Below are 20,032 nucleotides of genomic sequence, written 5' to 3'. Positions count from 1 at the left end.
GGTGGCTACCGTGTGATCATGGCGAACAGTGCTCTTCTCGTGATGGACGTCCAGCAGACCATCGTGGACATGGTCGACGGCGGCGCCGCCATCCTGCCCAGCCTGCGCAGCGCGATCGACGGCGCCCGCGCCGCGGGCGTCCCCGTGATCTACGTGGCCATCGAGGTCCGCAAGAGCTGGGCGGCGGCCAGTCCGCGCAGCAAGGCCATCGCCTTCGCCGTACGGACCGGCATCTTCGACGAGGGCGGCCCCGGCCTCGAGATCCACCCCGACATCGCGCCCCAGGAGGGCGACGTCGTGGTGACCAAGAGGCGGGGGAGCGCGTTCTCGGGCAGCGACCTCGAGCTCGTCCTCCGGTCCCGCGACATCGACCACCTCGCCCTCGCCGGCATCGCCACCAGCGGCGTCGTGCTGCACACCGCGTGCCACGCCAACGACCGCGACCTCGGCCTCACCATCCTGAAGGACGCCTGCCTGGACCTCGACCCCGAGACCCACCGCTTCCTCGTCGAGACGTTGTTCCCGCAGTGGGCGGAGGTCGTCTCCGTCAAGGACTGGATCGCCTCCGGCCCCGTCGCCGCCTATTGACGGCGGCGCACGACGCCCTCCCGGCGGCCGAGCGGGACGCGGCGGGCGCGCGCCGACGTGATCACCGCGCCCAGAGCGGCCGCCGAGGTGATGGCGGCCAGCGTGATCAGCGTGCGCTCCAGGGTGAAGGTGGCGGTCAGGAAGTACGCCTCGCTGACCAGCATCCCCATCCCGATGCTGATGGCGAAGGCCAGCGCCGCGCTCTCCATCGCGTCCCCAGTGTGGTCCCGGCGCCCCAGCAGCGGGCGGACCAGCCCGAGGACGGCCGCCCCCGGGCACAACAGGAGGAAGACGACGTTCACCACCACGCAGATCGGCGAGCCGGGCGACAGGAGGGTGGCGAGCACGGCGACCCAGCCGGACAGCCCCAGAAGCAGCAGCGACAGCCGAGAGAAGGTCATGGTTTCTCCGGAAGCAGCTCGTAGACGTCCCCGCCGGGATTGCTCAGCACGCGCTTGAACCGCTTGGACGCCTCGACGTCCTGCTTGAGCCGGTTGATCGTCCCCTTGGGCAGAATGCCGGGCGTCTCGGTGGCGGGGCGCTGGGTGCGGTTGAGCACGAGGTAGCCCTTGGCCCCGGGCGGCAGCTTGCTCATCAGGCTGATCAGCGAAGGAGCGGGCCGCTCGACGAACTCGCTCAGCGTGGGAACGTACGACGGCAGGTTGGGCACGGCCGCGCGCGTCGGCGGCAGCTCGTCCAGCCAGCTCTGGTCGAAGCGTTCGTACTCGTCGTAGGCCCCGGGCAAGAAGAAGGTGGGGGCGACGATGAGCGAGTTGTCCGGCGCGATCCGGTGGAGCTCGCGGACCAGCTCCACCTCGTCCAGCGTGAAGTAGTTGCCCTGCTCCTTGCCGTAGTTGCCGAAGAAGAACCCGGCGACCATGAGCAGCAGCACGACCGGCAGCACCAGCAGGCGGACGACCGCCCGGCGGCCCGGCAGGAAGACCGCGGCGGCCAGGAAGGCGGTCAGCGGCAGCGTGAACAGGTAGACGCGGAACAGGATCTCCCCGCCGTAGCTGCCTGCCGCGAAGAACGCCAGCGGCGCCAGGCCGATCATCAGCAGGGGGAGCCCGGGCCTGCGCAGCCACTGGCGGCGCAGAATCGCCCCCGCGATGGCCAGCAGCCACAGGCCCAGCGACAGCGCCCGGTCGGCGTAGGCGACGATGACCTGGCCGGGGGCGACGTCGCCGAGCGCGACCAGACCGGCGTCGAGGTTGCCGCCCGCGTCGCCGAGCGAGCCGACGATGTAGCTGATCTTGCTTTGCAGCACCTGCCAGGCGATCCCGACCGCCCACCCACCGGCCAGCGCGGCGCTGACGAACAGGATGCCGAAGTTGCGGTGGCGGCGCAGGATGAACAGCAGGCCGAGCGTGGCCACCAGCATGAGCGGCGTGAGCTGGTGGGAGGAGGCGATGGCCGCGATCGGGATGACCAGCAGCAGCGTCCAGGTCAGCCGGGCGTAGGTGGTGGTCATGGGCGGCGGCTCGGCGGCCAGCCCGTGCGGATCGGGCCCCGGCCGGATGGGGCCCCGGCGGAACCTGCGCACCACCACGGCCAGCACGATGAGGTAGAGCACGAGCGTGGTGGCCTGCGGCGAGAAATAGTCCTGGCCGACCCACGAGCAGGAGAAGTACACCCAGATGCCGCCCCAGATGAGCTGGCGGTTCCTGGTCACGGTCCGGAAGAGCAGCAGCAGCGGCAGCAGGGTCGCCACGTTGAAGACCAGCGGCCCCCACTTGGCGATGTCGAGGGCGTTCTCCAGTCGGGTCGCCTCGGTCATGAGCGCGAAGAAGGAGAAGAACCCGGGCCACTGGTGGTAGGCCGACAGCGCGCCGGCGGCCGGGTCGGTGGCGCCGTGCCTGATCAGGTAGTCGATGATCGAGACGTGCTTCCACGCCCACGGATAGCGCAGTGTCGGGTAGAGCAGGCTGGGCGTGGCATGCAGCACCGCGATGAGGATGAGCACGTAGCCGGCGTGCCATAACTCCAGCGCGTGCCGGTCGTTGAGCAGCGCGACGAAGCCGACGATCATGACCACGATCGCCATCCAGAACGTCGCCGGCAGGACCGTGAGCAGCCCGAGGTCGGTCATCTCGTCGAGGTTCACCCGGCGCAGCGACAGGCCCCACAGGATGGTGGCTATCGGCAGCGCGGTGCGGGCGACGAACCAGGTGACGTTCCCCGCGGCCGGGACCTGGTCGGCGCGGGTGGAGTCCATCCGGCCGCTCATGTAGCCGATGACCGTGGCCAGCATCGCCAGCAGCCGCGTGACCAGCGCCTGGCCGGGCCGTACGTTGCCGGGGCCGGTCACGGTGATCGCCTGGAAGGTGGTGCGCGGCAGCGAGGAGCGCACCTGGGCCAGGTGCGCGCTCAGCGCCCGGCGCCCGCGGTCGCGGTGGGGGACGGCCGCCAGCGACTTGCCCTCGGCCAGGCAGCGGGAGATCACGTACGAGCGGGAGGCCCGGCGGGCGGAGATCCCCGCGCGCAGGCGGGCGGCGGGCTCGAAGCGGACGACGCCGTTGGGGTTCTGGTCGGTGAGCAGGTGGAACAACTCGGCCTTGACGCCGCCGGGCGGCTCGGCCAGCACGTTGCCGGCCTGGTGGTCGAGGTCGGCGGGGAATCCGCCCACCTCGGTGAGCGCGTCGCGCCGGAAGGCCAGGCCGGCGCCGTACAGGTCGTCGAGCGGCCCCGACTCCTCCGGCGAGCCCGTGCACGAGGCGCCCATCAGCCAGGCGAGCTCCTCGGGGAACCAGCGCGGCCGGCCGGCCACCCACCGCAGCGTCAGCGCGCTGCGCACGGCCAGCACCTGCCGGTCGGTGAAGGCCCGCAGCAGGCAGGCCGACCAGTCGGGCTCGGCGGCGGTCTCGTCGTCGTGGAAGGCCACGACGTCGCCGGTGGCGGCGGCCAGCCCCAGGTTGCGGGCGGCGGCCACGCCCGGCTGGCCCTCGTTGTGCAGGACCATGACGTCGTCGAGGCCGGTGCGGGCCAGCTCGGCGAGCTCGGGGCAGTGGTCGACGACCACGATGATCTGCTCGGGCGGCTCCAGCTGGGCGCGCAGGGAGGCGAGCGTGACCCGCAGCTGATGCCAGGCGCCGACCTCGCCGGTGACGACGACGACCGAGAGCGTGGGCACCGTCTTCCCGTCCAGCGCGGCCGGCGGGATCTTGGGAATCGGCCGGGTGACGGTGGCGTCGTCGTCCTCGCCGGGCATCGGCTCGGCCGGCGGTGGTGGTACGGCGGGCCGTTTCACCTCACGCGTCGCCCTCTCCTCCACCGTGTGTACCTTTCCCGACCCTCAGCGGAACGACGGATACCCAGGACTTTACTCGGTCCCGCCGGGGGTGGCCGGGGCCGTTCCGAACAGTTCGGAACGCCGTTCGATCTTGGCTGGGCGGCGCCCGTTGGGCAACGTACGGAGTGCTCGCACCAACCTTCTCCATCGGAGGTCGCCCGATGCACATCGCGAACGCGCCACCGTGTCCGTTCGGAGGCGGTCGGTGTCCAAGCCGGATACAGGGGCCCCGGCTTGGCCGCGGACGGCTGAGGAGGGCGCCGTGTCCGCGGCACGGCCCGGTCCTGTCCGGTCCGGACATCTGCTGCTGACCGGCTGACGGACTCATCCCCCTGCCGCCTCCCGTGTCCAGGCAGGGGGATGACTCGCGTTAAGGCCATTTGTTAGCATGACCGCCCGAGCCAGGAGAAGAGGGCTACCGAGCGGAAGAAGCAGCGTTGGACCAGGCCGGCCCACCCGACCCCACGCAAGCCACGACAGCCGCCGAGTACGTCACCGCGCTGTCGCGATTACGCCGCTGGAGCGGCCTCACCTATCGCCAGCTCGCCACCAAAGCGGGTGGCACGCTGCCCGCGAGCACGGTCGCGGGCGTTCTCGGCCGGGCCACCCTCCCCAGGGAGGACTTCGTGCTCGCCTTCACCGCCGCCTGCGGCCTGGACGAGGCGGAGATCGGCCGCTGGGTCCACGCCCGCCGCGCCCTGGCCTCGGACGCCGAGCCGCCGCCTTCAGGCGCGGAACCCCAGCCCTCCGCCGAACCCGGACCCGGACCCGGAGCCGGAGCCGAGGCGGGCGGACGCTCGCTCGTGCGCCGCTGGTGGCCCGCGGTCGCGGTCGCCGTGGGCCTGGCCGCCGCCCTCGTGTTCGCGCCCACGCTCATCAGGGGCATCGGCGAGATGCTGGAGGGCAAGGCGGCGGCCAGCCAGACGGCCGCCCCCGGACCGCTCGCGGACGGCTGGTACCGCATGATCCCCTCGCACGTCGCCGGCCGCGGACTGTGCGTGGGCGAGGGCCGCGAACGCTCGGGCCGGACCGACCGCCCGCTCGCCGTCCAGCGCCCCTGCTCCGACCCGGGGCCGGCCACCAAGGTCAGGTCCCTCGGCCCGGACGTCTACGAGATCCAGTGGTTCCACCCCACGGAGGGCACCGGCTGCCTGACCGTGGACGGCGCCTACCTCGGCGACGAGGCGCTGGTCGCCCCCTCCGACTGCATCGGGGCGGCGCACCAGCGGTTCCTGTTCGAGCGCGACGGCAACCTCGGCTACATCCTGCGTCCCGTCCACAGCGGCAAATGCATCGGCCTGCTGGACGGCGAGGCTGACGTGCACCCGGGCGGCGAGCTGGCGCAGGACGCGTGCTCGGGCAAACGCGACCAGACCTTCCGCTTCGAGCCGGCGGAGAAGCCGGACTTCGCGGACTCACCCTAGCGGGCGGCCGGCAGGCTCTGCCGTACGTAGGGGGCCTTGCCCGCCCGGGTGAACTCCGTGAGCGTGCCGGGCCCGGTGAGGGTGAAGTCGCAGCCGTCGGCGTCCACGGCGTTCCACTGGACGACCGCCTTGATGTTGGGCAGATCGGCCAGCACCTCGGGCACGTCGGCGTACCAGCGCCCGCGGGCGGCGTCGCTGCGCAGGTCGTGCTCGGTGCCGTACTCGCTGAGGATGAACGGCTTGCTGCCGAACCCGTTGGCCGTGAACCAGTCGTAGGTGGGCTTGATCGTCGTCTCGAAGTCCTGCCACTCGGCGTTGCGGCAGCGGGCGAAGTTGTAGGGGTCGTAGCTGACCCAGTCCACGTAGTCGTCGCCCGGGTAGAACGCCTTCCAGCGGTGGCGGAAGGGGTAGTAGCCGGTCACGCCCCACACCCAGGCCACGTTGGTGACGCCGAGCCGCCTGAACCGCTCGACGATGTGCCGGTAGGCGGCCACGTAGTCGGCGGGGGAGCCGGCGTTCTTGCGCATCTCCATCTCGCCGTCGAAGCCGAGCAGGACCGGCTTGCCGTACTCCTTGATGCGCCGGGCCTGCGGGTCGATCACGCTGTGGTCGGCCTCGCCGCGGGCGAGGCTGGCCCAGGGGATGTTGTCGCCGGTGTTCCAGCGTTCGGACTCCCAGCCGAGCAGCAGCAGCCGGTCGCGGCCGGCCTGCGGCTCGTCGCCGCGCAGCATCTGGCCGTTGATCGTCTCGGACATGTCGTGGTAGGCGAAGACGACGTCGAACCTCCTGCCGACCTGGCGTTCCAGCGCGGTGACCGGGCCGAGCATGCCGGCGGCGGCCGGCGGGGTGTAGACGCCCCACCAGGCGCCGCAGGCGGGGCCCTGCTTGAGCGTGGCCGGGGCGGAGCAGTCACGGCCGCCGGGCGTGGCCGTGAGGCGGAGGTAGACGACCGTGGCCGCGCCGAGGACGGCGAGGACGAGGAGCACGCTCCACAGGGCACGGCGGCTCCTGCGGGGCACGGCGTGCCGGCCCGCCGATTCCTGGGGCATGGGGGGCTCCGTAGGGGCGCTCGGATCGGCCTCCAGTGTAGGGAGCGGCGCCTTCAATCCGCTGTACGAACGCTTGGCCGTACCGGCGAGGTCAGCGTGCGCAGCACGGGCAGCGCACGGGCGGCCTGGAGCGGGTCGACGGGCAGCACGTGCCGGGTCCACCACGCGGCGAGCTCCGGGGTGGGGCCCGGCTCCGTCACCGGGCCGAAGTCCTCGTCCAGCGGCGGCATGTACAGCGCCGTGGTGATGACGCCGCGGCGCTCCAGCGCGGCGATGGCCGCGTCGCGCTCCTCGACCAGCAGCGGGACGCGGAACAGCGGCTGGTCGCTCAGCTCCCGCACCGGCGGGGCGGTCACGGGCAGGCCGGCCAGCAGCCGCACGCCGCGCACGCGGCGCTCGCGCTCGCGCTCGGCGGTGCGCTGGCGGGCGGCGGCGAAGCGGCGCAGCACGCCGCCGTGGGCGGTGCGGTAGCCGCCCGAGCCCACCGACAGCCAGCGGTCGAAGGCGGGCAGTTCGCCGTCGGTGACCGCGGCCAGGTCGCGGGCGCGGGAGTCGTCGCTGACGTAGGTGGCCTCGATGCCGAGCGCGCGGGCCAGCCGCCAGGCCGGGGTGCTCAGGCGCAGCGCGTAGACGGCGTCGCGCAGCAGGGGCCCGGCCACCGCGCGCAGCTCCCCGCCGGTCGCCGGCGGCAGCAGCAGGTCGTCGCGCATGGCCGCCACGCGCTCGGCGACCGCCTCCTCGCGCAGCACCAGCACGCCGCCCGCCCCGGCCCGCGGGTGCTTGGACAGGCTGAAGGAGGCCGCCGCGCCGAACGTGCCGACGTGCCGCCCGGCCACGCTGGTCTGGAAGGCGTGGGCGCAGTCCTCGACCAGGACCACGCCTCTGGCCGCGCACTCGGCGGCCAGGCGGGCGATCTGCCCGGGCAGGCCGTACATGTGGGTCGCGACCACGGCGCCGATTCCGCTCCAGTCGACCCGTGCGGCGTCGATGGTGGCGTCGTCCGGCGAGAGGGGCGCCATGACCGGGCGCAACCCGGCCGCCACGGCGGCGAACAGCACGGTCTCGCAGTTGACCGGGGACATGAGCACCCGCTGTCCCGGCTCCACGAGCGCGCGGAGGGCCAGGCACAGCCCGAGCCGCGCGGAGGGCAGGTAGACCGCCGGGCGTCCGGTCCGCCGGACCAGCGGCGCGAGCAGGACATCGTCCCGCTTTCCCTGGTACTTCGGCACGGATGGAACGATACGCTGTAACGTCGGCGATCGCAGGTTCTTGTTCCCCCCAGGGCGGTCTAAACGATGGCGCAATCCGAGTCGTGGCCCGAGGTCGGTGTCGTGGTGTGCACGCGCGGCGACCGGCCGGAGATGATCAGGGAGACGATCGCGGGCATCACCGCCCAGGACTATCCCGGCACCGTGACCACGATCGTGGTCTTCGACGGCAACGACCCCGATCCCGACCTGGCCTCCGGCTCCGCCTCGCGGCCGGTGCGGCTCATCAGGAACGAGCGGGTGCGCGGCCTGCCCGCCGCCCGCAACAGCGGCATCCTCGCCCACGGCGCGGACGTGGAGTGGGTGGCCTTCTGCGACGACGACGACACCTGGCTGCCCACCAAGATCACCGCCCAGGTCGAGGCGGTCCGCGAGCACCCCGACGCCGTCTTCTCCACGTGCGGCTCGCGCATCGTCCACGACGAGTGGACCCGCCACATCCACCTGGACAAGCGCCTGGTCCCCTTCGCCGACCTCCTGGACGGCCGGCAGCCCGCCATGCACCCCTCCGGCTTCCTGGCCCGCCGTTCGGCGCTGGTCGGCGACGAGGTCGGCCTGTTCTCCGAGACCATCCCGAGCGGCTACGGCGAGGACTACGAGATGCTCCTGCGCGCCGCCCGCCACGCGCCCATCGTGCACGTCCCCGAGGAGCACCTGCACGTGCGCATGCACGCCCAGTCGCACTTCGCCGGCCGCTGGGACGTCATCGCCGAGGCCCTGCAGTGGCTGCTGGAGCGCTACCCCGAGATCCGCACCTCCCGCAAGGGCTACTCCCGCCTGGCCGGGCAGGTCGCCTTCACCAGGGTCGCGGTCGGCCGCCGCGCCGAAGCCCTGCGCTGGTCGCTACGCGCCTTCACCACCGACCCGCGCGAGATCAGATCGTACGGCGTGGCCGCCATCGCCCTGCTACGCCTGGACCCCGCCTGGGTCGTCCGGCGGATGGAGGCGCGCGGCCTGGGCGCGCCCTGAGGCGATCCGCCACAGGCTGGGCAGCACCGCCAGCGCGGTGATCGTCTGGGCGGCCAGGATCGCGATCCCGACCCCGGTGATCCCGTAGACGGGCAGCAGCACCTGGGCCCCGCCGATCGCCATCGTGGCCATGCCGAACTGGACGAACACGATCATGCTCGCCCGCCGCAGCGCCCGCAGCGCGCCCAGATACAGCTCAACCACCGCGCGGGGCAGCGCCGCCAGCGCGATCAGCCGCATCAGGTCGGTGGCGTGGTGGGCGTACCCCTCGCCGAACAACCAGAGGGCGACCGGCGCCAGCAGCGTGGCGGCCAGCACCAGCGGCGTCAGGATGAGAAAGGTCCTGCGCAGCGCCCGGCGGCAGTTCTCGGCCAGCTTGGCCCCGTCGAAGGCGCCCTCGACGGTCAGCGAGGAGGCCATCGTGTAGCTGAGCATCTCCAGCATGGCGCCGAGCGTGATCGTCAGCCCGTAGTAGGCGTTCATCTCCTTGGAGACCTGCGCCGCGACCAGCACCGGCACGCCGTAGTTGAACAGCAGCGTGAAGATCGAGCCCGCGTAGTCGCCGGCCAGGAAGCGCCCGATCTGCCGGGCGGGCGGCAGCGACTTGTCCGCGGTCTGCCGGGCGTGCTGGGGGATCAGCCTGCGGAAGACGATCGTGTTGAGGCAGAGCGCGACCACCAGGCCGGGGGCGATCCAGGCCAGGAACACCGCCCAGGAGACGGCCGCGCCGGTGGAGCGCGCCAGCAGCACCGCGCACCCGGCCAGGACGGCGAAGCGGATCACCCAGAAGACCAGGTTGGCCACCGGCACCCAGGGCGCCTTGCGCAGCCCGGTGAGCACCACGTCCTGCAGCGTGCAGATGCTCCAGACGATCACCATGACGGTGAAGACGACCCCGGCCCCCCAGCCGGACAGCAGGCTGTAGGTCTCGCCCCAGCTGCTCAGCGTCAGCAGGAACAGCGCGCACCCGGCGACGGTCAGCGCGGCGGCCGCGCCGTACACGGTGGCCACGAAGCGGGAGGTGCGCGGGCCGGCCTCGGGGACGAAGCGGGCGACCGTACCGACGAAGCCGAAGGAGGTGACGGCGGCCAGCAGCCGCATCGCGGCCAGGATGGCCATGCCGACGCCGACGTCCTTCTCGTCGAAGACGCGGGCGGTCACGGTCCAGTACCCCAGGCCGATGACCGCGCCCGCGCCCGCGTTGAGCATGAGCGAGTAGGCGCTGCGCAGCAGCGGGTCGTTCAGGTCGGCAGGGAGGAACCTCCGGAGGCCGGAGTCAGTCACGGGCTTTTACCTGCCGCATCGCATACCGGGTCCGCCGCACGAGCGCGTAGCCCTTGGTCAGCGTCCGCTCCCTGAGATACAGCAGCGGGACGCCGCGGCCCTCGACCGCGCGGCGGAACTTCTCCATCGAGGTGCGCCTGGCCACGGTCAGCCGCGGCACCGCCAGCATGTCGTGCCGGTCCGCGGCGACCGCGTTGCCCACCGCGCAGGCGGCGAAGTAGCCGGCCTTGCGCACCTCGCGGCGCACCCGCGCGCTGGAGTAGCCGTACGGGTAGGCCATGGTGGCCACCGGCGCGCCCAGCCGCTCCTCCAGCAGGCCCTTGTTGCGGCGCAGCTCCTGGCGGAGCTCCTCGTCGGGGAGCTGGTCGAGCTGCGGGTGGCTGTGGCTGTGGCCGCCGATCTCGATCCCGCTGGCCGCGGCCTCGCGCGTCTGCCCCCAGCTCAGCATGTCGTCCAGGGGCCGGCCGGCCGAGTCCTTGCCGGCGTCGGCCAGCCAGCCGGTGGTGACGAAGATCGTGGCGGGGAACCGGTGGCGTTCCAGCACGGGCAGCGCCTGGGAGTGAAAGTCGGCGTACCCGTCGTCGAAGGTGATCACGACCGCCTTGTCCGGCACCTGGTGCTGGTTGACCGCCGCGACGAGGTCGGCGAAGGTCATCGGCGTGTACCCGCCGTCGGCCAGGCAGGCGAGCTGCTCGGCGAAGTCCCCCGGGCGTACGGCCAGCGGCCGGGTGGCGTCGTTGGGCCGGTCGGTGACCGAGTGGTACATCAGGATCGGCACGCGGATCATCGCAGCCTCCAGGAGCCGACCGCGTATCCCCACGCGGTCCAGGCCAGCCCGACGACGATGGCGCCGGCCCGGCCGAGCCCGCCGGGGTCGCCGCGCAGCGCCTCGCCGAGCCCGCGCAGGGCCCCGCGCGGCAGCGTCCTGAGCGCGTGGGCGCGCTCGCTGGCCAGGCCGTCCTGGGCGCCCACCTCGCGGGTGACCAGCGCCTTCGACAGCCCTTCCGCGTAACACCGGGAACGGAAGTAGGCGAACGTCTCGCGCTGCCTGGGCACCTTGTGCCCGATGACCGCGCGGGGTTCGAACAACATGACCGAGCCCGGCCTGCGCTGGGTCAGCCGGATGCAGAACTCGGTCTCCTCGCAGCCGAGCGGGCGGCTCTTTCTGCCCTGCACGCTGCGGCCGATGCCGCTGTGGAAGCCGCCGACCTCGCCGACGACCGCGCGTAAGAAGGCCGCGTTGCCGCCCATGACGTTGCGGACGGGCGCCCGGACCGCCGGCATGCCCCGATAGGTGCAGCCGACGGTCCAGTCGAACTCGTGCGGGAACCACCGCGGGCGCCGCTCGGACGCCCACAGCGGGTCGGTGCGTCCGCCGACGCCGACCACCCCCGGCTCCTGGAAGCCCTCCTCCAAAGCCTCCAGCCACCCGGGATCGGCCACCGCGTCGTCGTCGAGATAGGCGACCACCTCACCGGTGGCCACGGCGGCCCCGGTGTTCTTGCCGCCGGACAGGCCGCGTTCGTGGCTGTTCTCCACGACGACGGCCTTCGGGTAGGCGCGGGTGAGTTTCAGGTACAGGTCCCGGTTGTAGTCGACGACGAGGATCAGTTCGTGCGCCTGCCGGCGCTGGTTCTCGATCGACTCCACGGCCTGCCTGATGTCCTCCCATCGCTCCTCGGTGTAGACGCAGATGACGACGGATGTACGCACGGATGGGCCTTTGCTAGGCCACGCCTCGGTCGGCTGCGGGCGCGGCGGTGGGTTCGGGGTACGAGGCGGCCAGTGGGCGGCGCCACTCCCGCAGGATGGTCCGGAGCACCCGGAACCCGTCGCGGAAGGTGCGCAGGTTGCTCTGCCCGTGGATGCGCTGCCGCTCGTTGCTGGGCACCTCGTGGATCGTCAGCCCGGCCTTGGCCGCGCGCACGTTCATCAGGGTCTCCACCTCGAAACCGTCGCAGTCGAGGTCCAGCACGTCCAGATGGTGGGCCCAGAAGGCGTTGTATCCGTAGCACAGGTCGGTGTAGCGCGTGCCGTACATGAGGTTGACCAGGGTGGTCAGGGCCTTGTTGCCGATGCTGCGGCCGAAGGTCAGGTCGTCGCTGCCGCCGCCGGTGGCGTAGCGCGAGCCCTTGACGAAGTCGGCGCCGGTCACCAGGGCACCGACGAAGGAGACGATCTCCCTTCCGTCCATGGAGCCGTCGGCGTCGATCATCACGATGATGTCGCCCGTGCAGGCGGCGAAACCGGCGGCCAGGGCGTTGCCCTTGCCTTTGCCGGGTTGCGTGATGATCCGCAAACTCGGTCGTAGTCGCCTGGCCACCTCGACCGTCTCGTCAATCGAGTTGCCGTCGACGAGCACGATCTCGTCGATCCATTGGGGCAACGTGGCGAACAGGTGCGGGAGGTTCTCCGCCTCGTTCATGGCGGGGACCACCACACTGACCCTGCGCGATATCGCCAGGTGCGGGGTCACAGGGGTGAAACGCTCAAGCGGCGGCATCGACCGCAGGGACGTGACCTGCGGCTTGCCGTTGTGCCTGATGTTATCGGGACTCATTTCGGGGACGATCCTTCCGGGACCACTCGCCGCAGGCCGCGCTCGGCGACGCCCGGGTGCCGTGGGAATGCCGAAAGCGGTAAGTGTCGCATTGCCGGTCCAGTGGGAGTGAGGGTGCTGGTGTTGTGCTGCCGGGACGGGGAGCGCTCAGCGCGCTCCCGATGGTTCTTTGGTGCCTGACTCTTGGCCTCGAGTACTACGCATACGCCCAAAGCCCTTCAACACACGATCTGCCGCTCTATAGAGAGACGGCGAATCGGTGACAATTGTTCGTGCCTTGTTGAAGGGAACGCGGCCGATCCAGTGCACGGCGGCCGCCGCGGACGGCCGCGAGACGCGCCCTTCGGAGACGTGCAGCGCGCCGTTCTGCAGCCAGTGCTTGTAGTCCTTGCCACCCTTGCCCATGTCGACCATGTGCAGTCCCGCCCCGGCGGCCGCCTCGGCCATGTGAAGGTGGTGCACGATGCCGGGCGAGTACTTCCCGAACTCGGTGTCGTAGGCGGGGAACCAGCCCACCAGGGTCGTGGCCGTGCGCAGGCCGAAGTGCCCGGCCACGGGGACGTCCCCGGCGTAGAGCATGGTGAGCACCCCGGCGAAGTCGGCTGACTGCTCGGCGTGCATCCGCTCGGTCAGCCGGACGATCCAGGGCTGGGCGAACCGGTCGACTCGTCCGGTCCTGCGGTACTGGTCCGATTTCCAGGCCAGGAGCCTGCTCAGTTCCGCGGGGTCGGTGCCCGCCCAGGACAGGCGCAGCTCGCCGTGTTCCCTGGCGAGTTTGCGTTCCTTGTAGCGCCAGGTCTTCAGGTTCTTGGCGGAGTTGCGCTTCACCTGGTCGAGCCAGGCGTCGTAGCCGGAGGTGAAGTCCATCACCGCGGCCGGCCGTACGTCGCTCTCGTGGGGCGCGAAGGTCGGCTGGCCGGCGACCATGTGGTCGAAGCCGAAGACGTTCAGCCCGCAGGCGCGCAGCAGGGCTTTGGCCTCGAGCTTGAGCCCGGGCACGGAGATGAGGCCGTGGCAGGTGGTGAGGAATCCGCCGAGGGGTTTGCCGATGCCGAAGGGGTGACGTTCGTAGGGGAAGAAGCCGGTGAGTTGCCCGGCGTCCTCGACGATCGCGACGTGGACGTAGTCGCGCAGGCTGCCCATGGCCAGGGTGAACTCGACCGACAGGAACGGGTTGTCGAGGCTCGGGTCCGCCTTCTGCAGCTCCCGCCAGCGGGACCGCTCCGTCTCACCGAGATCTCCGGGGCGAACGACTGTGATGTTCACCTGGCTGCCCCCACTCCATCACGATCATGCAACGGGCTGACGGCAGCCGCAACGCGTTGCGGGGTCGGCTGCGTCTGAACGGCATGATCGGGCATCTGTCCGGCTCTCCTGGCTCCATAAGCGGTGATCGCACGATTGATCGCCCATTCATGGGACCAATCGGCCCACGGGCGAGTCAATGCCGACGCTTGGCGGAGCGTACCGGTTTACCTGGGCGCCAGGTTTCTAGCCTGAAGATCTTTTAAGGATAAATGCGCGCCTGATCCCGGTACGTCCCCCCAAGCCAATCAGGATGCCCTATCACATACCGGAAGTTCGACCTAGTGCCTGATATATCCCTGGATATCACTGAACTGTCACTGAGGTGGCCCGACTATTTCGACGCCACCAAATCACCTGTTGCGGACTGATCGGGCGTTTCAGTGGGCTCCGCGGTCGGCGTCGGGTCCTCCGACGGGGTGGGCTCCCCGGTGGGCTGCCGTCCCCGCCACGACAGCGAGCACGAGGCGGTGCCGCCGTTCGAGGTGAAGGCGACCGAACCGCCGCCCGCCGCGTCCGGGTCGTCGATCGTCACCCAGATCGACGCCGACCCGCCCGCCCTGAGCGTGCCCCGTGCCGGGAAGACGCCCATGCCCGCGGAGACCGCGGCCGACCAGGTCACGCTGGCGTTGCGGGCCCGCAGGCCGATCTTGGCGGCGCCGGTGATCGAGTCCGGGCAGCCGATGGACAGCCGGGCGGCGGCGGGCGCGGGGCGGCGGGTCGGGGTCGGGTTGCCGGCGGGCCTCGTGGCGGAGGGCGCCGGGCGCCGGGTCGTGGCCGAGGGCTCCGGCGTCGTCTCCTCCGGCTCCTGGATCGTCTCCTCCGGCTCCTCGACCGGCTCCTCTTCCGGCGGCTCGTCGGTCGGGATCGCCATCGGCGCCCGTGAGCCGGTGGGGGTGGGCGCCTGCCGTACCGCTGCCGGGGTGCCGTCCTCGGCGCCCATCAGCGCCATCGCGCCCGTCCCCGCCAGCACCGCGACGCCCGCCAGCAGCACCGGGGCGAGCCTGCGCGGACGGCGGCGCCGGGTGCGGCGGCCGGCGCGGCGGTCCGCGCGGCGGTCGGTGTGGCGGTCGGTGTGGTGGTCGGTGTGGTGGTTCACCGGGAAGCCGGTGCGGTCGAAGTTCTCGCCCCGCTCCAGGATGAGCGTGCGCGTGTGCTCCAGCTCGGGATCGAGGCAGGTGCCCACGACCCGGCGGCGCAGGGAGATCGGCGGGAAGGCCACCGGGACCATGTCCAGGAGGGCCGCCGCCGCCACCTGCCGCTGCTTGCCCTCGGTGCAGACCTCGCAGCCGCCGATGTGGCCGGACAACCTGCGGCGCAACATCGGCGTGAGGGGGCCCTCCCACGAGTCGACCATCGCCGACAGGTCCGGGCAGTGCGCCCGCCCCGTCCTGGCCAGCACCACCGCGGCCGCGGCGTTCTCGAGGTGGTCGCGGGCCCGGGTGAGCCGTGCCGCCGACTGCCGCGAGGTCAGCCCCAGCACCGCGCCGACCTCGGCGGGCGTCAGCCCGTGCCGCAGCGACAGCTGCAGGACCTCCCGCTCGTTGCGGCTCAGCTCGTTCAGCACCTCGTGGACCAGGGCCGCCAGCTCGGGGTCCTCCGGCTCGTCGAACACCGGCGGCGGCGTCCCCGGGGCGGCGTCCGCGCGGGCCATGCGGGCCGCGGCCTGGAACCTGGTCAGCGCGTACAGCCAGGGGCGCAGCCGGGTGGTCTCCTTCAGCCGCTCGACGCCGGCCTGCGCGGTGACCAGGGCGTCGTGCACGGAGTCCGCGGCGCTGTCGCGGTCCCCGGTCAGCGCACAGGCGTAGTCGTGCAGCCGCTCGGCATAGGCGTCGTAGAGCCTGGCCGGGGCGTCCTTGCCGGCCCGCCGCAGCGCCGCCACCAGCTCATGATCGTCGGCCCGATCGACGGTAGGCCATCCAGCCACAAACCCTCCCCGCAGGTGCATGTCCTCGGGGGAGGACGCCTCCTGTTAAAGAGGGGTTGGCGCTCTATACCACTTGGGCATAAGGGCGGATTTATCCGTCTGTGCTGTCATCCATCGCAACGAGGGGCGCACAGGCGGCGCGACATGCCCTGGGCGAAGAAGTCGCGGACCTGGAGGATGTTCTTGGCGATGTACGCCTCGCCGCCGGTCGCCTTGGCCAGCGCGTCCATCTGGGCCTTGCCCTTGGGCGCGTCGGGGCCGAAGGCGATGAGCAGGATGCTCACCGGCCGCTTGGGGTCGTAGGTCTTCTTCAGATAGCTGAGGATCTCACTGTTGCCGATGCCGCCCTCGGGGTCGTCGTTGCCGGCGCCGTCGGTGAGGACCAGCACAGTGTTGATCTTGTCGTCGGCGTACTCCTCGGTCATCCGGGCGTAGGCCGCCTTCAGGGTGTCGTTCAAGCCGGTGTTGCCCGTCGGCTTGGCCTGGATGCTGCCGAGCTGGCTGGCGAACGCCTCCTTGCGCAGCACGCCGTTGACCGACTCGCTGAGCGGGCCGACGGAGATGAGCTCACGCCAGTCCTGTGTGCCCTGCAAGTGGGTGGAGAACGCCCACACGCCGATCTCCGAGTCCGCCTCGAACAGGCCGAGCCCCTCGCTGGCGATCTTGGTGATGGCCTGCATGCGGGTCATGCCGCTGCCGGGCACCGGGTAGGCCATGGTCCCGGAGACGTCCAGCAGCGCCAGCATCCGGGTGCCCAGGCTCAGCCGCGACCACGACTGGGCCATCGAGGCGACCGTCTTGACGTCCGGCTTCTTCAGCGCCTCGGGCGCCTTGGGCTCGAAGCCCTTCTCCTTGGTGAGCACGTCCCCGGCCTTGCCGTCCGGGCTGCGGAAGCCGTGGGCGCGCAGCGTGTTCTGGGCGGACTGCCCGGCCAGCTCGGTCTTGAACGCCTCCGCGGCCTTGCGGGCGTCCGGGCTCTTGGTGGTGATGACCAGCGGGTAGTCGAGGCTGAGCGTCCCCTCCTGCGGGTAGAGCGGGACGATCGGCGAGTCGGGCTTCTTGCTGTTGTGGGCGTAGATGGCCTGCTCGGCGGCGACGCCGACCGGCACCTTGCTGCCCGACTTGACCGCGAGGCTGGCCAGCAGCGCGTCGGGGCTGGGCACGACCTGGTCCGACAGCTCCTTGAGCGCGCCGACCACGGCCTTGTCGTCGAGGTCGGCCTCCTTGGCCGCGCCCGCCGCGGCCAGCAGCGCGCTCAGCCCGGCGGAGTTCTTCTTCGGATCGAGGGCCAGCACGCGGACCTTGCGGCCGGGGCCGTCGGGGTTGGCCACGTTCGCCGCCGCGATCATCCCGGCCCAGCTCGGCTGCAGGCTGCCGGAGAGCTTGCCGGCCATCGACTTGGCGGCGGCCAGCACGACGGGGGAGCTGGCCACCGAGCCGGACGGCTCCGGCATCTGCGCGCCCGCGGTGGTGCCGCGCACCTCGCTCACCATGAGGCTGGAGTCGGCGATCCACACGTCGGGCGTCAGCTTGCCCGAGGCCATGTTGTTGGCCGCCTTGAACGGGTTCTCCTTGGCCACCTTCACCTCGACGCACTTGCTGTCGATCGAGGCCAGCGACTTGTTGTACTTCTCGGCGATCTTCTGCAGCGCCGGCTGGATGTCGGGCGCCGCCACCACGCTCAGCGGCAGCTTCCCGCCGGAGCAGTCGTGGTCGCGGTTGAAGATGACGAACGCGGCCACGCCCAGGAGCACCGCCAGCGCCACCGCCCCGGCCAGGGGGACGAGTACCTTGCCGCGCCCACTGCCGCCACGGTTGCGGCGGCGCGGGCCGGGATCCTGGGCCCGATACCCGTCATCGAGCTCGTCTGTACGGTGTCGCCCCACGATGTCCTCTTCGGTGTCTCGAGACCTTTCGGAGATCCTGGCGGTAGATGCTCCCTCAATACTCCGGTGAACGATACTCGGTGGGCTTGGCCCAACAAAACACTAGTTTTGATGCATTGATTACGTTTGGTAGTCGTCAGTGGCAGCACGCGTGACCGCGCCACGCCCGCCATCCCTCGCGCCCGGCGACGCCCGCCAGGGCCACCGCCACCGCCGGATCCACCCACCACCAGCCCAGGGTGTTCAGCCACAACCCGGCGAGCACGCCCCCGGCCATCCCCGCGCAGATGAGGTTCTGCACGGCCTCGCCCGCCGTGGCCGCGGAACCCAGCCGCCGCGCCAGCCGCCGCTTCGCCGCCGCGAGCGCCGGCATCCCCGCGAGGCCGACCGCCGTGACGACGATCCCCAGCACGCTGGGGACGGCCCGATGCCCGGCCTCGAGGTCGTGCGCCACGTGCATGACGAGATAGGGCGCCAGCAGCCAGAAGCTCACCGCCACGGCTCGCCGCGCCGTACCCTCGGCCGAAGGCGAGAGCACGCGCGACCCCGTGAACCGCCACAGCACCACGAGACTGGCCCCCGCCTCGACCAGCGCCGACAGGCCCCAGCCGATCAGCGCCACAGAATGCGAGGAGAACCCCGCCGCCAGCCCGAGCGAACTCTCCACCGCCAGCCAGCCGAGCGTGATCACGCTGAGCCGCCGCGCCAGGCGCGCATCGCGCAACCAGTCGGCTGACGCGGCCGGATGCGCATGAACCAGCTGCTCAGGCACCTTGAACCCCCGAGATCCCGCGTCCGGCCGCCGACAGCGGTGAGTAACCTACCCACTACATAAGGTCATCTTGGGCAGTTTACGCAAAGAATGGGCAAGATCCGCCGGGTAGGGTGATCCGATGCCGTTCACTCCCGCCCACGTGGCCGCGGTGCTGCCTCTCATCTCGTCGGCCAGGCTGCGCCCCGTGCTCGACCCGTGGGCCCTGGCGATCGGCGCGATGGTTCCCGACCTGCCGATCTTCCTGCCCTTTCTGCCCACCTATGCGGATTGGCACTCCTTGCAGGGGATCCTCACCCTCGACCTGCTCTCCGTCGTCGTGCTCGTCTACCTCTTCCACGGGCTGTACCGCGAGCCCCTGATCGCCCTCCTGCCACCCGCCCTGAGCGGCAGGGCCGCCACGCTGACGCCGTCCTTCCGCCTGCTGCCCATCGTCTTTGGAGCGCTCCTGGGATCGGCCACGCACGTCTTCTGGGACTCCTTCACCCACTCCTACAGCGTGGACGTCTGGGGGTGGACCTTCTTCGACGAGCGGGTGCTCGGCGTGATCAGCGTCTTCCGCCTGCTGCAGTACCTCTCCTCGATCGCCGGCCTGGCCGTCGTCGCCTGGTGGGCCGTGCGCGGCCTGTCCCGCATGGCGGCGGCAGCCGTACCCGGGCATCTCCACACCCCCTGGCCGGTACGGCGGGCCGTCCTGTGGGCCTGCGCGGCGGGCATCGTGCTCGGCGCGGCCGTCTGGCCCCTGATCGACCATCCCGACCACGGCAGCCTGGCCAGCCTGGTCACCCGGATCGGCGCCGGCACCCTGGTCGGCCTCGGCCTGGTGCTCACCGGCTACGCCGTGACCTGGCAGGTCAGGCGGCGCCGGGTGCGTACCATCTGATGGTGCTTGAGTACGTGAGCGACCCCGCCGACCCCCGCCTGGCCGACTACACCGGGCTGCGCGACGTCGAACTCCGCAAGAGCCTGGAGGCGTCCCGCGGTCTGTTCCTGGCCGAGGGGGAGAAGGTGATCAGGCGGGCGATCGCCGCCGGATACCCGGTGCGCTCGGTGCTGACCACGGAACGCTGGCTGCGCTCGCTGGCCGACGCGGTCGGCGACGCGCTGGTGTACGTGGCCGGCGACGAGGTCGTGTCGGGGATCGCCGGGTTCCAGGTGCACCGCGGTGCGCTGGCCTCGCTGGAGCGCGTGGCGCTGCCGTCCGTGCCGGAGGTGCTGGCCGGGGCCAGGCGGATCGTGGTTCTGGAGGATCTGGTCGACCACGCCAACATCGGGGCCATCTTCCGGTGCGCGGCGGCGCTCGGCGTGGACGCGGTGGTGTTGTCGCCCCGCTGCGCCGACCCGCTCTACCGGCGGGCGGTCAAGGTCTCGATGGGTTCGGTGTTCTCGATCCCGTACGCGCGCATGGACGACTGGTTCGGCGGGCTGGCGCAGCTGCGGGAGGCGGGTTTCCAGACCCTGGCCCTGACCCCCGACCAGGCCGCCACGCCGCTGCACGCCGCCGCGCTGAAGGACCGGGTGGCGCTGCTGCTGGGCGCCGAGGGCGATGGGCTGTCCTCGCACTGGCTGGAGGAGGCCGACGAGGCGGTGTGCATCCCGATGAGCCCGGTGGCGATGGCCGCCGGGGTGGACTCGCTGAACGTCGTGGCGGCGGCGGCCATCGCCTGCCATGGGCTAATGGTCCCATTTCCTACTAAATAAGCGATTTATG

The 20,032-nt window shown here is 71.5% G+C and carries 17 protein-coding genes; 5 read left to right on the top strand and 12 right to left on the bottom strand.

The annotated features are described in order from the left end of the window. Window positions 1-18 precede the first annotated feature (18 nt). Complete coding sequence (locus FVE25_RS33935) at window positions 19-588, top strand: cysteine hydrolase family protein (protein WP_157251228.1); 570 nt, start codon at window positions 19-21, stop codon at window positions 586-588. Here the strand turns inward: FVE25_RS33935 and FVE25_RS33930 are convergent. Together FVE25_RS33930 and FVE25_RS33925 are read right to left on the bottom strand one after the other, a co-directional pair. Beyond that, window positions 582-989, bottom strand: coding sequence for a hypothetical protein (locus FVE25_RS33930; RefSeq protein ID WP_157251227.1), 408 nt, complete (start codon window positions 987-989; stop codon window positions 582-584). The two genes, FVE25_RS33935 and FVE25_RS33930, sit on opposite strands and share 7 nt — an antisense overlap. Next, window positions 986-3,859, bottom strand: coding sequence for a glycosyltransferase family 2 protein (locus FVE25_RS33925; RefSeq protein ID WP_157251226.1), 2,874 nt, complete (start codon window positions 3,857-3,859; stop codon window positions 986-988). The genes FVE25_RS33930 and FVE25_RS33925 overlap by 4 nt, the downstream gene beginning before the upstream one ends. A gap of 455 nt (window positions 3,860-4,314) precedes the next feature. Between FVE25_RS33925 and FVE25_RS33920 the strand changes: the two genes are divergently transcribed. Further along, complete coding sequence (locus tag FVE25_RS33920; RefSeq protein ID WP_157251225.1) at window positions 4,315-5,301, top strand: XRE family transcriptional regulator; 987 nt, start codon at window positions 4,315-4,317, stop codon at window positions 5,299-5,301. Here the strand turns inward: FVE25_RS33920 and FVE25_RS33915 are convergent. Next, entirely contained in the window at window positions 5,298-6,350 is a 1,053-nt protein-coding gene (locus FVE25_RS33915) for a glycoside hydrolase family 26 protein (RefSeq protein WP_157251224.1), read from the bottom strand. The two genes, FVE25_RS33920 and FVE25_RS33915, sit on opposite strands and share 4 nt — an antisense overlap. Before the next feature lie 53 nt (window positions 6,351-6,403). Continuing rightward, window positions 6,404-7,579: a DegT/DnrJ/EryC1/StrS family aminotransferase gene (locus tag FVE25_RS33910; protein WP_181019790.1), complete on the bottom strand. Its 1,176-nt coding sequence runs from the start codon at window positions 7,577-7,579 to the stop codon at window positions 6,404-6,406. Between the two features lie 66 nt (window positions 7,580-7,645). Here FVE25_RS33910 and FVE25_RS33905 point away from each other — a divergent pair, with 66 nt between their 5' ends. Further along, entirely contained in the window at window positions 7,646-8,587 is a 942-nt protein-coding gene (locus tag FVE25_RS33905) for a glycosyltransferase family 2 protein (protein WP_181019789.1), read from the top strand. Here FVE25_RS33905 and FVE25_RS33900 read toward each other — a convergent pair. From FVE25_RS33900 to FVE25_RS33865, 8 genes are all read right to left on the bottom strand, one after another. Then, window positions 8,525-9,871: a lipopolysaccharide biosynthesis protein gene (locus FVE25_RS33900; protein ID WP_157251221.1), complete on the bottom strand. Its 1,347-nt coding sequence runs from the start codon at window positions 9,869-9,871 to the stop codon at window positions 8,525-8,527. The two genes, FVE25_RS33905 and FVE25_RS33900, sit on opposite strands and share 63 nt — an antisense overlap. Next, window positions 9,864-10,658 (bottom strand): polysaccharide deacetylase family protein, encoded by a 795-nt coding sequence (locus tag FVE25_RS33895; protein ID WP_157251220.1) that lies wholly within the window; start codon window positions 10,656-10,658, stop codon window positions 9,864-9,866. Before FVE25_RS33895 ends, FVE25_RS33900 begins: the two co-directional genes overlap by 8 nt. Continuing rightward, the gene (locus FVE25_RS33890) at window positions 10,655-11,584 is read right to left on the bottom strand and encodes a glycosyltransferase family 2 protein (RefSeq protein ID WP_157251219.1); all 930 of its coding nucleotides are present in this window, start codon (window positions 11,582-11,584) and stop codon (window positions 10,655-10,657) included. The genes FVE25_RS33895 and FVE25_RS33890 overlap by 4 nt, the downstream gene beginning before the upstream one ends. A 13-nt stretch (window positions 11,585-11,597) precedes the next feature. Then, a complete protein-coding gene (locus tag FVE25_RS33885) occupies window positions 11,598-12,431 on the bottom strand; it encodes a glycosyltransferase family 2 protein (protein WP_157251218.1) in 834 nt (277 codons plus the stop codon). 147 nt (window positions 12,432-12,578) lie between these two features. After that, window positions 12,579-13,697 carry a GNAT family N-acetyltransferase gene (locus FVE25_RS33880; RefSeq protein ID WP_157251217.1) on the bottom strand — a complete coding sequence of 373 codons (1,119 nt, stop codon included), beginning with the start codon at window positions 13,695-13,697 and terminating at the stop codon, window positions 12,579-12,581. Window positions 13,698-14,070: 373 nt separating this feature from the next. After that, window positions 14,071-15,663 carry an RNA polymerase sigma factor gene (locus FVE25_RS33875; protein WP_181019788.1) on the bottom strand — a complete coding sequence of 531 codons (1,593 nt, stop codon included), beginning with the start codon at window positions 15,661-15,663 and terminating at the stop codon, window positions 14,071-14,073. Between the two features lie 107 nt (window positions 15,664-15,770). Further along, on the bottom strand, window positions 15,771-17,549 hold the full coding sequence (locus FVE25_RS33870; RefSeq protein ID WP_157251215.1) for a substrate-binding and VWA domain-containing protein: 1,779 nt from the start codon (window positions 17,547-17,549) through the stop codon (window positions 15,771-15,773). Between the two features lie 136 nt (window positions 17,550-17,685). After that, window positions 17,686-18,321 (bottom strand): cation efflux transmembrane domain-containing protein, encoded by a 636-nt coding sequence (locus tag FVE25_RS33865; protein WP_246267799.1) that lies wholly within the window; start codon window positions 18,319-18,321, stop codon window positions 17,686-17,688. A 121-nt stretch (window positions 18,322-18,442) separates the two neighbouring features. Between FVE25_RS33865 and FVE25_RS33860 the strand changes: the two genes are divergently transcribed. Together FVE25_RS33860 and FVE25_RS33855 are read left to right on the top strand one after the other, a co-directional pair. Then, window positions 18,443-19,204, top strand: coding sequence for a DUF4184 family protein (locus FVE25_RS33860; protein WP_157251214.1), 762 nt, complete (start codon window positions 18,443-18,445; stop codon window positions 19,202-19,204). Beyond that, window positions 19,204-20,022, top strand: coding sequence for a TrmH family RNA methyltransferase (locus tag FVE25_RS33855; RefSeq protein ID WP_157251213.1), 819 nt, complete (start codon window positions 19,204-19,206; stop codon window positions 20,020-20,022). Before FVE25_RS33860 ends, FVE25_RS33855 begins: the two co-directional genes overlap by 1 nt. Window positions 20,023-20,032 lie beyond the last annotated feature (10 nt).

Source organism: Nonomuraea typhae (genome assembly GCF_009760925.1).
Taxonomy (GTDB): Bacteria; Actinomycetota; Actinomycetes; order Streptosporangiales; family Streptosporangiaceae; genus Nonomuraea; species Nonomuraea typhae.
This window is presented reverse-complemented; position numbering and strand designations above follow the sequence as displayed.

What these genes read in the sequence shown, in the direction of transcription:
- FVE25_RS33935 (WP_157251228.1), top strand. Translation starts at nt 19, where the DNA reads ATGGCGAACAGTGCTCTTCTCGTGATGGACGTCCAGCAGACCATCGTG.
- FVE25_RS33905 (WP_181019789.1), top strand. Translation starts at nt 7,646, where the DNA reads ATGGCGCAATCCGAGTCGTGGCCCGAGGTCGGTGTCGTGGTGTGCACG.
- FVE25_RS33855 (WP_157251213.1), top strand. Translation starts at nt 19,204, where the DNA reads ATGGTGCTTGAGTACGTGAGCGACCCCGCCGACCCCCGCCTGGCCGAC.
- FVE25_RS33885 (WP_157251218.1), bottom strand. Translation starts at nt 12,431, where the DNA reads ATGAGTCCCGATAACATCAGGCACAACGGCAAGCCGCAGGTCACGTCC.
- FVE25_RS33930 (WP_157251227.1), bottom strand. Translation starts at nt 989, where the DNA reads ATGACCTTCTCTCGGCTGTCGCTGCTGCTTCTGGGGCTGTCCGGCTGG.
- FVE25_RS33915 (WP_157251224.1), bottom strand. Translation starts at nt 6,350, where the DNA reads ATGCCCCAGGAATCGGCGGGCCGGCACGCCGTGCCCCGCAGGAGCCGC.
- FVE25_RS33860 (WP_157251214.1), top strand. Translation starts at nt 18,443, where the DNA reads ATGCCGTTCACTCCCGCCCACGTGGCCGCGGTGCTGCCTCTCATCTCG.
- FVE25_RS33895 (WP_157251220.1), bottom strand. Translation starts at nt 10,658, where the DNA reads ATGATCCGCGTGCCGATCCTGATGTACCACTCGGTCACCGACCGGCCC.